Raw genomic sequence first — 12,453 nt, 5'->3', positions numbered from 1 at the left:
AAAAGTGCTGTGCCCGCAAGCGTTCATCACAATTCCGTATCCGTACAATCTTCTCCAGGTCCGCTCCGTTTAGATGCCTGCGGGGTTTCCCTTATTTCTTCAGCTCCTGCAATTTTGCAAACAACTCTTTCTCCTGCTCGCTCAACCCTTTCGGCACAGTGATCATCACTTTCACGTACAAATCCCCGGCCACATCTTTACTGCCTTCAGGCGCCGGAAGCCCCTTTCCTTTCAGCCGGAACAGTCGGCCACTGTCTGTACCCGCCGGAATAGTGAGCTGTAGCGGGCTTCCCGGTACAGCTACCTGCAATTTACCGCCCAAAACAGCTGTATACATATCCAACGGCACATCCATATACACGTCTTTCCCTTTCAACTCATACCGCGCATCCGGAGCGATACCGATTTCAATCAGCAGATCGCCGGATTCTGCGCCGTTCTGCCCCGGCCGGCCTTTTCCTTTTAGCCGCAACACCTGGCCATTGTAAGTACCGGGTTTTATTTTCAGGTTCAGCTTTTGGCCGTTCACTTCTATTTGTTTCGTCGCACCGGTGTACACATCATCCAGGCCTACCTGCATAGTAGCCTGGAGATCAGCACCACGGCGGCTACGGGGCCTTCCCTGCTGACCGCGGCCCCTGAAACCGCCGCCAAAAAGATGTTCAAAAAAATCGGAGAACTGCCCGCTTTCGCCAAACATCCCTTCCATGTCCTCGTACTGCTGCTGTTGCTGCCTGCCGCCCTGCGACGCCCTCCACCGGCCCCAGTCAAAGTCCCCGCCATTCTGGCCCGCCTGCTCATAATACTTCCAGTTCTCGCCAAATTCATCATACTTTTTTCTTTTCTCCTCATCACCCAACACCTCGTATGCCTCATTCAGCTCTTTGAACTTTTCCTCCGCCAGCTTATCGTCCGGGTTCTTGTCCGGGTGGTATTTTACGGCCAGTTTGCGGTATGCCTTTTTGATGTCGGCGGCGGCGGCTTTTTTGTCCACGCCCAGTATTTTATAATAGTCTTTGTATTCCATATTCGTATATAATAACAGTCAATTGAAGCCGCTTGTTAAAAAATTACGCCCCCTGCAGGTTATACAGGGGGCGCTAGCATAAAAAATTTATGTGCAGGATTGCTACTCCCTGATCATTTCCATTACAACTTTTACCACATCTTCCACATTCGGTTTGGAGAAATAATCCCCGTCGGAACCGTAGGCAGGTCTGTGCGGCTGTGCTGCCAGCGTGCGGGGAGCCACATCCAGGTGGCGATAGCCGCCCTGGTTCTCCATTACCTGCTGGTACATAAATGCCGTTCCGCCACCGGGCACATCTTCATCTACAAAAAGTATGCGGTTTGTTTTTTTCAGCGATTCCACAATGGAATGCTCAATATCAAAAGGCAGAAGGGTCTGAACATCGATCAGCTCACAGGAGATACCCTGCGCCTCAAGGATATGCATCGCTTCTTCGATGATGCGAAGGGTGGAACCGTAAGATACGATCGTGATATCCGACCCAACATGCAGCACGTCCGGGATACCCAGCGGTACCGTAAAGTCATACAGGTTTTCGGGCAGCCTTTCTTTCAGGCGGTAGCCGTTCAGCGCTTCGATCACGATGGACGGCTCGTTTGCCTTTAATAAAGTATTGTACATACCGGCGGCCTGCACCATATTGCGAGGCACGCATACATGCATCCCGCGAAGGGAATTGATGATCATCCCCATAGGTGAACCGGAATGCCAGACGCCTTCCAGCCTGTGGCCGCGTGTGCGTACAATGATCGGGCAGAACTGTGTGCCTTTGGTACGGTATTGCAGTGAAGCCACATCGTCGCTCAGAGGTTGCAGGCCGTACAGCAGGTAATCCAGGTACTGGATCTCCGCGATCGGGCGCAGCCCTCTCAAAGCCATGCCTATCCCCTGCCCCATGATGGTGAGTTCGCGGATGCCGGTGTCCGCAATACGCAGCTTGCCGTGTTTCTGCTGAAGCCCGGCAAAACCCTGGTTTACATCTCCGATCTTACCCACATCTTCCCCGAAAGCAAATACCAGCGGGTGATGGGAGAATAGCTGGTCGAAGTACCTGTTCAGCACCTCATAGCCGTTGATGGAAGGAGCATCGTCCGCATAAATAGCGGGCACTTCCTCCACGTTCAACGCTGAGTTGGGACCGGCGGCGTATGTATAGGTATTGTAGTTTTCTTTTTCGATCAGCAGCTGGTTGTCATAAAACAGCTGTAATTCTTCCAGTGCGCCCGGGAAATTACGCGGGTGGCGGAACAGTATACCGGCGGCGGCTTTCAGGATATCCCTGCGTTGCGGCTCGCGGTTGGCGGCCAGCTCCTGCATGGTGTGGTTCACGAAGTCTACTTCTCCGCGGCCTTCATCCACGATCTGCTGGCAGTGGCCCAGGAATGCCTGCACCTGTTCTTTGATAGGCGCAATGTATTTGTCCCAGGCTTTTTTACGGCCGTCCTGCGCAATGGTTTTGGCTTCGGCTTCAATCTGCTGCAGGATCTTTTCATCCGCCAGCGCATTTTCCAGCAGCCACTGGCGCATCTTCAGGTTACAGTCAAATTCTTTTTCCCAGGCCAGGCGCTCCTTGCTTTTATAACGCTCGTGGGAGCCGGAAGTGGAATGGCCTTGCGGCTGGGTGATCTCTTCCACATGGAAAAGCACGGGTACATGCGTTTCGCGGGCTTTGCGGATGCCTTCTTCGAAAGCTTCGCACATACCTGCATAATCCCATCCTTTTACATTATATATTTCAAGACCATTGGAGTCCTCGCTTTTGCGGAAACCTTCCAGGGCCGCGCTGATGGAGCCTTTGGTGGTCTGGTATTTTCTAGGTACTGAAATGCCGTAACCATCGTCCCATACGAATATGACGAGCGGCACCTGCAAAACGCCCGCTGCATTGACGGTTTCCCAGAAATGGCCTTCGCTCGTAGAGGCGTCGCCGATAGTGGCAAAACAAACCTCGTTCCCTTCATGGGAAAGATGCTGGTATTCCTTAAGTTCCGGCACTTCACGGAAGAGTTTGGAAGCATAGGCCAGGCCCAGCGCACGGGGCATCTGGGCAGCGGTGGGCGCCATATCCGCGGCAGTGTTTTTCATGGATGCAAGATTCATCCATTCACCGTTTGCATTCACGTTGGGAGTGGCAAAATGAGAGTTCATCTGCCGGCCCGCTGAAAACGGGTCATTTTCGATATTCGGATCGGCGTACAGCTGTGAGAAAAACTGTTCCACGGTAGCAATACCGCTGGCAAACGCAAAGGTCTGGTCGCGGTAATACCCCGAACGGAAATCGCCCGGTTTAAAATATTTGGCCATTGCGATCTGCGCCACTTCCTTGCCATCGCCAAAGATGCCGAATTTTGCCTTACCGGTCAGTACTTCCCGGCGGCCCAACAGGCTGATTTCCCTGCTGATACAAGCCAGTCTGAAATCATTCAATACTTCCCTGCGGAACTCTTCAAATGATAACGGGCTTTGTAAATTCATAGCTAATTCGTTGTTTTCGATCATGCCGTCCCTGTTAAAGCACAAATGTAGGGGAAAATGATGAATGGGTAAATGCCTCTCCGGGACCTGTAATAATTAATTTTTAAGAAATTTTTAATATCTTGATACGTAAGGTTCAGTTTTTGGCCGTAAATTTGATCCTGGAAACTGGAAGGAACTAACGTTTTAACCAATCGTTTTAAAACCCAATTGAAACATGAAAAAGTTTATCGTATCCCTATTTGCGACTTTACTGGTAACCACCGCTGTGTGGGCACAGGCTCAAAATGGCTCCGGCGCGGCTAACGCTGTGGATGCCAAGCTGAAATTCAAAAAGGAAACAGTTGACTTCGGTAAAACCAAGTATAACAAACCCGTAACCGTAACTTTTGAATTCACCAATATTTCCAAAGAGCCCGTTCTGATCGAATCCGCGAAACCCAGCTGCGGCTGCACCGTTCCCAAATGGACCGTTGAGCCGATCCTGCCTGGCAAATCCGGCGTGATCAGCGCGACCTACAGTGCGAACCAGGTGGGCAAACCGATGAAAACGGTTTATGTAAAGCTCAAAGGGGTAGACCAGGAAAAAGAACTGTTCCTGACCGGTACAGTAGAGAATTAAAGCAAACAATAATTCTGCATAATGGCCTCCCGATCAATAATCGGGAGGCCTTTTTGTTATAGAACTATTTCATTCCCTTAAATTTGCAACGCAAAAAAAGTACAGCAAAATGCCTAACATCAGCGAGCGCGGACAACACATGCCGCCTTCTCCGATCCGCAAGCTGGTTCCCTACGCGGAAGCCGCTAAAAAGAAAGGAGTTACGGTTTACCACCTTAACATCGGCCAACCAGACATTGAAACCCCTAAACCCGTGCTGGATGCGGTTAGGAATTCTAATTTCAAGATCCTCGAATACAGCCACAGCGCGGGCAACGAAAGTTACCGCCGCAAACTGACCGGCTATTACAAGAAGTTTGACATCACCGTGGACCATACAGAGATCATTGTGACCACAGGCGGCTCAGAGGCTATCCTGTTCGGTTTTATGGCCTGCCTGGACCCGGGTGACGAAGTGATCGTTCCCGAGCCGTTTTACGCCAATTACAACGGTTTTGCCGTGGAAGCGGAGGTAAAGGTCGTGCCGGTCACTTCCGGCATCGAAACGGGCTTTGCATTACCCCCGATCGGTGATTTCGAGAAGCTGATCACGCCGAAGACCAAAGCCATCCTCATCTGCAATCCCAATAACCCTACCGGCTACCTGTACAGCCGCGCGGAAATGGAAGTGCTCAGGGAAATCTGCCTGAAACATAACCTGTTCCTGTTTTCCGACGAAGCATACCGTGAGTTCTCCTATGACGGCGAAAATATCTCCGCCCTGAATCTCAGCGGCCTGGAGAATAATGTAGTGGTATTTGACACGATCTCTAAAAGATACAGTGCCTGCGGCGCCAGGATCGGCGCGGTGGTGACCCATAACAGGGTTATCCTGGATGCTGTGATGAAGTTCGCACAGGCAAGATTGAGCCCTCCCAGTTTTGCGCAGATTGCCGCGGAAGCCGCTGTGGACCTGCCTGATGACTATTTTGACGAGATAAAGGAGGAATACCAGAGCCGCAGGGACCTGCTGGTAAGCCTGCTGAACAAGATCCCGGGCGTGTTCTGTCCCAATCCGGGCGGCGCTTTTTATGCGATGGCGCGTTTGCCCATCGACGATGCGGATAAATTCTGCCAGTGGCTGCTGGAGGCTTTTTCGTATGAACAGCAGACAGTTATGCTGGCTCCGGGCACTGGTTTTTACGCTACACCGGGGCTTGGGAAGCAGGAAGTAAGACTTGCATACGTTTTGAACAGGGAAAATATCGCAAAAGCGATGGAATGCCTGGGTAAAGCGCTGGAAGTTTACCCCGGCCGCCTACAATAAAAGGGAGAAAAAGTTTTAAAAGAGTGTTAAAAAAACATTACCCTTTAAAAACCTGACAAAAATCATGTTTTCAAAATCAAGGCCCGGAATGCTTGTCAATACAACGAATTCGCATTAAAATAAATTCTATATGACATTTTTCGGCGACACAATCGATAATTTCTGGAAATATAGTTTTGAAATTTGATTTTTATAGCTATTTTTACTGTGTAATCGGGACGCAAAGGTGAGGAAAAGATGAGATGATGAAAATAAGATATACAAGTTGAACAAAAATCTAAACCTGCTTAGCAAAAATTTAACTTGTAGAATTTTGACAAATGAGAAAATGACCCGACCTTTGCATTATCAACACAATGTAAAAAATGCGGCGACGAACTAAAACGTTTTAGCCAAACAACATATTTTTGTATCAGTTTTTCATAACGTGGAATTTATAAAGGCAAACGGCTCTGTTCACAGAGCCGTATTTTTTTGCCACTTTCTCAACTAATTTCATTTTCCAACCGATTGCAATTTAAATTCCTCTATTTCAAGAAAACTTACACCCTTTTTGCAAGAGCAACTCGCCATTTTTTTCATATTATTGTCATGTAATGAAAAGACAAGGTGGGTATTGTGCTTAACCGCATAGTACCTTTCGCTAGTTTTCATAACGTGGAATTTTAAAATGCGCGGTCCTGACTCCTCAGGACCGTTTGTTATTGATAACCCATACAAAGTCGCTTGTTTGCCACCATTACGCTTATGCCTGATCGTAATCGATTCGCGGAGAAGGACTTCCACGCTCCCTCGCATAAAAAAAGGCCTCCCGGAGGAAGCCTTTCTTAATTTTATCTGGATACATGCATGTTTCAACATGTCTCTGCTGTCATTTTCTGGAACCGAAGCCCTACTTCGACATGTTTGCGCGGATCAGTGCAAAAAAATCATCGAACAGGTAGCGGGAATCGTGAGGGCCCGGAGTAGACTCAGGGTGGTACTGCACGGAAAACGCCGGTTTATTTTTGATCCTGATCCCTTCTACTGACTGGTCGTTCAGGTTCACGTGCGTGATCTCCACATTTTCAGAAGCCGCAACCGCTTTGGCATCAATCGCAAACCCGTGATTCTGGGTAGTGATCTCGCATTTGCCGGTAAGCAGGTTCTTTACGGGATGGTTCAGCCCGCGGTGACCATGGTGCATTTTGTAAGTAGGAATACCATTCGCCATTGCCAGCAGCTGGTGGCCCAGGCAAATGCCGAACAGCGGACGCTCTGCTTCCAGCACCTTCTTAATGGTGTCTACCGCGTAAGTAAGCGGCGCCGGGTCGCCGGGACCGTTGGAAATAAAATATGCGTGCGGTTTGAAGGTTTCGCACTCTTCAAATGATGTTTGGGTGGGATGTACTTTCAGGTAAGCGCCTTTTTCGGACAGGCATTTCAGCATGTTGCGTTTTACGCCGTTGTCCATCACCGCGATACGGATCTCGGCATTCGGGTCGCCAATGTAATAAGGCTCTTTGGTGGACACTTCCGCGCAGAGGGCCAGGCCTTCCATGGAAGGAACTGTTTTCAGCCTAGCCTGCAATTCTTTTTCATCCAGTATTTCGGAGGAAATGATGCAGTTCATGGCACCTTTGGCACGAATATGAGAAACCAGCGCACGGGTATCCACTTCGTGGATCGCTACCAGGTTATTTTGTTCAAGGAACTGGGCCAGGGATTCGTCGGCCATTTTGCGGGAAAAGTTGTGGGCAATGTTCTTGCAGATCAACCCGCTGATCTTCACACTGCTGCTTTCCACATCCTCATTTTTAGTGCCATAGTTACCTACGTAACAGTTGTTCATGATCAGCACCTGTCCTTTGTAGGAAGGATCGGTGAACACCTCCTGGTAACCGGTCATTCCGGTATTAAAACAAAGTTCCCCGGCTGCGGTCCCAATTTTTCCGAACGCTTTGCCATGGAATACGGTGCCATCTTCTAACAACAGCATGGCCGGCTGTGTGGATCTGGTAGTCTGCGGCATTTCTTCTTACCCTTTCTTTTTTATGCCCCGTTAGGGACGGTTAAAACTGTGCAAAGTTAGGGCAAGATTATGAATTTTGAACAGGTTTTTACGATCTAATTCATCAGGGCGGATGTCATGATCTTTTCGGCCACCTTCCGGCCGGTTTCATCGTTGGCCGGATGGGTCACCAGCAACTGTACCCGCGACCCGCCTTTTACCACCACCAGGCTGTTAAATTCCATGGCGGAATTTTCCTGGAGGATATAACTTCCCTGCTGCAGCACCGCCTGCTGACCGTTCAGATGTAGTTCCCGGGTTTTATAGCTGAATTTCGATATGCCAACTGTTTTCTCCATTCCCCTAGTGAGCTCATTCGCCGTTTCCACCAGGTCAATGTGCGAATCCGAGAGATATACGGCCTCATCCATCCTGATCACCAGCCCGTCCGCATAACTGCCGCCTTTAAACGCTTTCCTGCGCATATTCGGGGCGTCATTTACTGTAACGGGAGATAATGACATCGGGCTCTGGATCCGGAGGATATTGCCCCTGAAAGTACGCCAGTTATCCATCTCCAGCATGGTCTGCGATACCTTTGGCTCGCGGAACATCTTCACCAGCACCGGCCCGTAAAATGCGCTCAGCGTGCCGCAGGCGATCAGTACCACGATGCCGGTGATCAGCGCGGCTTTGCCCCGCAGGTCGAAGCGGTTGCGGTAGCGTTTTTTCATGATGGCCTGGTATTTTTCTTCGGGTATCCCCTGCTCCCGCCCGTACAGTTCCACGGTGCCGTCCGGGTGCTGGGCTTTCCAATCCGCGTAGGTAAGCGGGAACTTTTTACCGCAATGGTCGCAGAAGGTGATGTATTCGGATTTCATGGCGCTCATTTCCGCGCAATGACCGCATTTCAGGTAATACATAGGTATAGGTGTTAGGTACTCAGTCCTAAATTACGATTTTTTAACATATCTTTTGCAGGCTGGGGACAAATTGTTGATGATTTAAGCAAAGGGTGCACATATTGCCCCGGCTCCGAAGCCAGGTTCTTTTTGAAGGGTATGTTATCAACCATGCATATACGTCCGGTTTTGTTTCCCTTACTCTCAAAAATAAATCCGGGACCAAACAGCACTGGCCTTCGGGCATAAAAAAAGGGATAAAGCTTTCGCCTTCTCCCTTTCCTATATCGTTCAGATAAACTATTCAGCGGCTTTTTCTTCAGCAGCAGGAGCGGCCGGAGCTGCTTCATCTGCTTTCTTTTTAGCACCACCTGCACGACGGGTTTTCTTAGCAGGAGCTTTATCTGCTTCTGCAGTTTTACCGTAGATTTCGTTGAAATCAACCAGTTCGATCAGGGCTACTTCCGCATTGTCACCAACCCTTTTGCCGAGTTTGATGATACGGGTGTAACCGCCGGGACGGTTGGCGATTTTCTCACTGATGGTACCAAACAGTTCCTGGATGGATTCTTTATCCTGCAGGTAGCTGAATACGGTACGACGGTTGTGCGTATTATCGGTTTTAGCACGGGTCAGCAGCGGCTCGATGTAAACGCGCAGTGCTTTTGCCTTGGCTAAAGTGGTTTGAATACGTTTGTGACTGATCAGCTCGATGGCGAGATTGCTCATCAGGCTTTTGCGGTGAGCGGAAGTCCGGCTCAGCCTGTTTAATTTTACTCCGTGACGCATGACATTTGTTTTGTGTTCCCTTGCACCGTGTCAGGAATTACAAGGTACTTGTTATAAAATACGAATCGCGACACCATATGGCATCGCGATTCGAGTAATATGTTTTCTATTCTTCGTCCAGTTTCAGTTTGGACAGGTCCATACCGAAGTGCAGACCTCGTTCGCCCAGTACCTGTTCGATTTCGCTGAGGGATTTCTGACCGAAGTTCCTGAACTTCATCAGTTCTTCCTGTTCGTACTGTACCAGTTCGCTCAGGGAGTTGATCTTCGCGGCTTTCAGACAGTTGAATGCGCGTACGCTGAGATCCAGGTCCTCCAGGGGAGTTTTCAGGATCTTACGCAGCTGCAGGGTCTGTTCGTCCACTACATCTTCTTTCTCAGTGTCTTTGGTATCGAAGCTGATGTTTTCATCGGTGATGATCATCAGGTGTTGGATCAGGATGCGGGAAGCTTGTTTTACCGCTTCTTCCGGGTGGATGGTACCGTCGGTGATCACTTCCATGATCAGCTTTTCGTAGTCGGTCTTTTGTTCCACACGGGTGTTTTCGATGCTGTATTTCACGTTTTTGATGGGCGTGAATACGGAATCGATAGCGATGTAGCCGAAGATTGCATCTTTGGGCCTGTTCTCTTCAGCCGGTACGTAACCGCGGCCTTTGCCGATGGTCAGTTCGATGTCCAGCTTAGCGGAAGGGTCCAGGGTGCAGATCAGCAGTTCGGGGTTCATGATCTGGAAAGAATTGGTTGCTTTCTCGATCATGTCCGCACGGAACTCAGTCTTGCCTTTGATGGAGATCTGGATCTTTTCGCTGCTTACTTCATTCTCCACGATTTTTTTGAATCGTACCTGTTTCAGGTTGAGGATGATCTCAGTCACGTCTTCCGTGATCCCTTTCAGGGTGGCAAACTCGTGATCGGCGCCTTCAATCTTTATTCCCACAATGGCATAGCCCTCTAATGAAGACAACAGTACACGGCGGAGCGCGTTACCGATTGTCACACCATAACCTGGTTCTAATGGACGGAATTCGAATTGAGCTTCAAAGTCGGTAGACTTCTGCAAAACGATCTTGTCAGGCTTTTGGAAATTAAGAATTGCCATTGATATGCTTGATTTTTGAGTTTTAACGTATGTTATATGGTTAAAGCCACCCGTTAAGGTGGCTATAACTTTATTACTTGCTGTACAATTCCACGATCAGTTGTTCCTTGATATTCTCAGGAACGCTCTCTCTCTCAGGATACGCGATGAAAACACCTTTCATATCTTTTTCGTTCCAGTCCAGCCAGCTGAATTTCGGGTTTTTACCGCGGATTGCGCTGGTCAGGGAAGAATTACCGGTGGTCTTTTCTTTCAGACCGATAACGTCTCCGGGTTTCAGTTGATAAGAAGGAACATTCACGATCGCGCCGTTTACGGTTACGTGTTTGTGCGCCACCAGCTGACGGGCAGCCGGGCGGGAAGGTGCGATGCCCATACGGAACACGGTGTTGTCCAGACGAGCTTCCAGCAGTTTGATCAGTACCTCACCGGTAACGCCTTTCCTGCGGTTAGCCTCTTCGAACAGGTTGCGGAATTGTTTCTCCAGCACACCGTAAGTGTATTTGGCTTTTTGTTTTTCTCTCAGCTGCAATGCATACTCACCCAGTTGTTTACGTTTGCGTTGCGCACCGTGCTGACCGGGAGGGTTGCTGTTCTTGCCTAAATATTTACCGTTGCCTAAAATAGGCTCTCCAAAAATCCTGGAGATCTTGGTCTTCGGACCTGTGTACCTTGCCATGTTCTGTGGTTCAGATTTTTAGTTCCGGTGTACGCTCATTTAAAAATCTTAAAATTCGATCGCACACCCACTGTGATTAATAAATATACTAATTATCCATTACGAATACGAATTACCCGATACAAATGTTCATTGCAACGGATAATTCGTACAAGAAAATGCGTTTGACTATACCCTTCTCTTCTTGGGAGGACGGCAACCGTTGTGCGGCAGCGGAGTCACGTCTTTGATCAGGGTTACCTCGATACCGGAGTTGGAGATAGCGCGGATTGCACTCTCACGGCCGGCGCCGGGTCCTTTCACAAATACATCTGCTCTTTTCAGACCTGCATCAAAAGCGGTTTTAGCAGCATCGGATGCAGCCAGCTGAGCAGCATAAGGAGTATTCTTCTTAGAACCCTTGAAGCCCATCTTACCAGCGGAAGACCAGGAAATAACCTGACCCTGCTTATTGGTGATGCTCACGATGATGTTGTTGAAACTTGCAGAGATATGAACGTCTCCGAAGTTGTCCACCTTTACTACCCTCTTTTTAGCGGCAGCTTTTGTATTAGTTGCTTTTGCCATAATTCGTTAAAATTCCAACTATGAAATTCCAGATCGTTGATATAAAAACCCTTTATGCCGCAACTCCCCTGATCTGGAAAGAGTACACGCAGCAAAGGGATCTTACTATTTCTTCGGTGCTTTCTTTTTACCCGCAACCGTCTTACGCTTACCTTTCCTGGTACGGCTGTTTGTACGGGTACGCTGGCCTCTAACCGGCAGACCTTTCCTGTGACGCAGACCACGGTAGCAGGCGATATCCAACAGACGTTTGATGTTCATCTGAACCTCAGAACGCAGCTGACCTTCTACTTTCAGTTCGTTGTTGATGATGTTACGGATGGCGCCCTGTTCGTCGTCATTCCAGTCCTTCACCTTTTTGTTCAAATCAATGCCTGCTTTCTCCAGGATATATACGGAGGTAGAGTGACCAATACCAAAGATATAAGTCAGACCAATTTCACCTCTTTTGTTTTTAGGAAGATCAATACCGGCTATACGTGCCATATTAATTGTTTAGTTTTTATTCGTTTAATTTATACAGATGCTGATTAACCCTGACGTTGTTTAAAACGGGGATTCTTTTTGTTGATCACCAGCAGTTTACCCTTGCGGCGAACGATCTTGCAATCTGCACTTCTTTTTTTGATGGAAGCTCTTACTTTCATGAGTCAATTGTTATAAATCTACCAGAGTTGTTTTTTACTTGTACCTGAAAATTATACGACCCCTGCTCAAATCGTAAGGGCTCATCTCTACACCAACCTTATCTCCCGGCAGGATGCGAATATAGTGCATCCTCATTTTTCCAGAAATGGTAGCCAATATCTCGTGTCCGTTTTCCAGTTTAACCCGGAACATCGCATTTGATAAGGCTTCTAGAATAATACCATCCTGTTTGATCAATGCCTGTTTCGCCATAAAAATTTTTAGGAATGCAAAGATACCATAAAAGTTTCTGAAACCGAAAAAAATACCCGAAATAATCTTTTAAAAAGCAGTAAGCTGTGGA

13 protein-coding genes are annotated in these 12,453 nt (G+C 48.5%); 2 read left to right on the top strand and 11 right to left on the bottom strand.

Annotated elements, in window-relative coordinates:
• Positions 1 to 91: 91 nt before the first annotated feature.
• Both EG028_RS12140 and EG028_RS12135 read right to left on the bottom strand, forming a co-directional pair.
• Positions 92 to 1,027: a DnaJ C-terminal domain-containing protein gene (locus EG028_RS12140; RefSeq protein WP_120516893.1), complete on the bottom strand. Its 936-nt coding sequence runs from the start codon at positions 1,025 to 1,027 to the stop codon at positions 92 to 94.
• A gap of 102 nt (positions 1,028 to 1,129) precedes the next feature.
• The gene (locus tag EG028_RS12135; RefSeq protein ID WP_241559118.1) at positions 1,130 to 3,505 is read right to left on the bottom strand and encodes an alpha-ketoacid dehydrogenase subunit alpha/beta; all 2,376 of its coding nucleotides are present in this window, start codon (positions 3,503 to 3,505) and stop codon (positions 1,130 to 1,132) included.
• Between the two features lie 217 nt (positions 3,506 to 3,722).
• Here EG028_RS12135 and EG028_RS12130 point away from each other — a divergent pair, with 217 nt between their 5' ends.
• Both EG028_RS12130 and EG028_RS12125 read left to right on the top strand, forming a co-directional pair.
• Complete coding sequence (locus tag EG028_RS12130; RefSeq protein WP_120516895.1) at positions 3,723 to 4,127, top strand: DUF1573 domain-containing protein; 405 nt, start codon at positions 3,723 to 3,725, stop codon at positions 4,125 to 4,127.
• A gap of 109 nt (positions 4,128 to 4,236) precedes the next feature.
• Positions 4,237 to 5,433: a pyridoxal phosphate-dependent aminotransferase gene (locus tag EG028_RS12125; protein WP_120516896.1), complete on the top strand. Its 1,197-nt coding sequence runs from the start codon at positions 4,237 to 4,239 to the stop codon at positions 5,431 to 5,433.
• 892 nt (positions 5,434 to 6,325) lie between these two features.
• Here the strand turns inward: EG028_RS12125 and carA are convergent.
• The 9 genes from carA to infA all read right to left on the bottom strand — a co-directional run bounded on the left by carA (position 6,326) and on the right by infA (position 12,362).
• Positions 6,326 to 7,411 (bottom strand): glutamine-hydrolyzing carbamoyl-phosphate synthase small subunit, encoded by a 1,086-nt coding sequence (carA, locus tag EG028_RS12120; protein WP_241559119.1) that lies wholly within the window; start codon positions 7,409 to 7,411, stop codon positions 6,326 to 6,328.
• A gap of 128 nt (positions 7,412 to 7,539) precedes the next feature.
• Entirely contained in the window at positions 7,540 to 8,346 is an 807-nt protein-coding gene (locus EG028_RS12115; RefSeq protein WP_120516899.1) for a hypothetical protein, read from the bottom strand.
• Positions 8,347 to 8,625: 279 nt separating this feature from the next.
• Complete coding sequence (rplQ, locus tag EG028_RS12110; protein ID WP_120516900.1) at positions 8,626 to 9,114, bottom strand: 50S ribosomal protein L17; 489 nt, start codon at positions 9,112 to 9,114, stop codon at positions 8,626 to 8,628.
• Positions 9,115 to 9,220: 106 nt separating this feature from the next.
• The gene (locus tag EG028_RS12105; protein ID WP_120516901.1) at positions 9,221 to 10,216 is read right to left on the bottom strand and encodes a DNA-directed RNA polymerase subunit alpha; all 996 of its coding nucleotides are present in this window, start codon (positions 10,214 to 10,216) and stop codon (positions 9,221 to 9,223) included.
• Between the two features lie 73 nt (positions 10,217 to 10,289).
• Complete coding sequence (rpsD, locus tag EG028_RS12100) at positions 10,290 to 10,895, bottom strand: 30S ribosomal protein S4 (RefSeq protein WP_120516902.1); 606 nt, start codon at positions 10,893 to 10,895, stop codon at positions 10,290 to 10,292.
• Positions 10,896 to 11,063: 168 nt separating this feature from the next.
• Positions 11,064 to 11,462, bottom strand: coding sequence for a 30S ribosomal protein S11 (gene rpsK / locus EG028_RS12095; RefSeq protein WP_119078771.1), 399 nt, complete (start codon positions 11,460 to 11,462; stop codon positions 11,064 to 11,066).
• Positions 11,463 to 11,567: 105 nt separating this feature from the next.
• Positions 11,568 to 11,948 carry a 30S ribosomal protein S13 gene (gene rpsM, locus EG028_RS12090; RefSeq protein WP_120516903.1) on the bottom strand — a complete coding sequence of 127 codons (381 nt, stop codon included), beginning with the start codon at positions 11,946 to 11,948 and terminating at the stop codon, positions 11,568 to 11,570.
• A gap of 44 nt (positions 11,949 to 11,992) precedes the next feature.
• The gene (gene rpmJ / locus EG028_RS12085) at positions 11,993 to 12,109 is read right to left on the bottom strand and encodes a 50S ribosomal protein L36 (RefSeq protein WP_072360626.1); all 117 of its coding nucleotides are present in this window, start codon (positions 12,107 to 12,109) and stop codon (positions 11,993 to 11,995) included.
• A 34-nt stretch (positions 12,110 to 12,143) separates the two neighbouring features.
• Entirely contained in the window at positions 12,144 to 12,362 is a 219-nt protein-coding gene (gene infA, locus EG028_RS12080; RefSeq protein ID WP_012789309.1) for a translation initiation factor IF-1, read from the bottom strand.
• Positions 12,363 to 12,453: the final 91 nt, after the last annotated feature.

The sequence above is a fragment of the Chitinophaga barathri genome (assembly GCF_003807585.1).
GTDB classification, from domain to species: Bacteria; Bacteroidota; Bacteroidia; order Chitinophagales; family Chitinophagaceae; genus Chitinophaga; species Chitinophaga barathri.
The sequence above is the reverse complement of the archived record's forward strand: the minus strand, read 5'-3'. Positions and strand labels throughout refer to the sequence as shown.

Coding starts and splice junctions, on each gene's coding strand:
- infA (WP_012789309.1), bottom strand. CDS start 12,362: ATGGCGAAACAGGCATTGATCAAACAGGATGGTATTATTCTAGAAGCC.
- carA (WP_241559119.1), bottom strand. CDS start 7,411: ATGCTGTTGTTAGAAGATGGCACCGTATTCCATGGCAAAGCGTTCGGA.
- rpsD (WP_120516902.1), bottom strand. CDS start 10,895: ATGGCAAGGTACACAGGTCCGAAGACCAAGATCTCCAGGATTTTTGGA.
- rplQ (WP_120516900.1), bottom strand. CDS start 9,114: ATGCGTCACGGAGTAAAATTAAACAGGCTGAGCCGGACTTCCGCTCAC.
- EG028_RS12135 (WP_241559118.1), bottom strand. CDS start 3,505: ATGAATTTACAAAGCCCGTTATCATTTGAAGAGTTCCGCAGGGAAGTA.
- rpmJ (WP_072360626.1), bottom strand. CDS start 12,109: ATGAAAGTAAGAGCTTCCATCAAAAAAAGAAGTGCAGATTGCAAGATC.
- EG028_RS12105 (WP_120516901.1), bottom strand. CDS start 10,216: ATGGCAATTCTTAATTTCCAAAAGCCTGACAAGATCGTTTTGCAGAAG.
- rpsM (WP_120516903.1), bottom strand. CDS start 11,948: ATGGCACGTATAGCCGGTATTGATCTTCCTAAAAACAAAAGAGGTGAA.
- EG028_RS12130 (WP_120516895.1), top strand. CDS start 3,723: ATGAAAAAGTTTATCGTATCCCTATTTGCGACTTTACTGGTAACCACC.
- EG028_RS12115 (WP_120516899.1), bottom strand. CDS start 8,346: ATGTATTACCTGAAATGCGGTCATTGCGCGGAAATGAGCGCCATGAAA.
- rpsK (WP_119078771.1), bottom strand. CDS start 11,462: ATGGCAAAAGCAACTAATACAAAAGCTGCCGCTAAAAAGAGGGTAGTA.
- EG028_RS12125 (WP_120516896.1), top strand. CDS start 4,237: ATGCCTAACATCAGCGAGCGCGGACAACACATGCCGCCTTCTCCGATC.
- EG028_RS12140 (WP_120516893.1), bottom strand. CDS start 1,027: ATGGAATACAAAGACTATTATAAAATACTGGGCGTGGACAAAAAAGCC.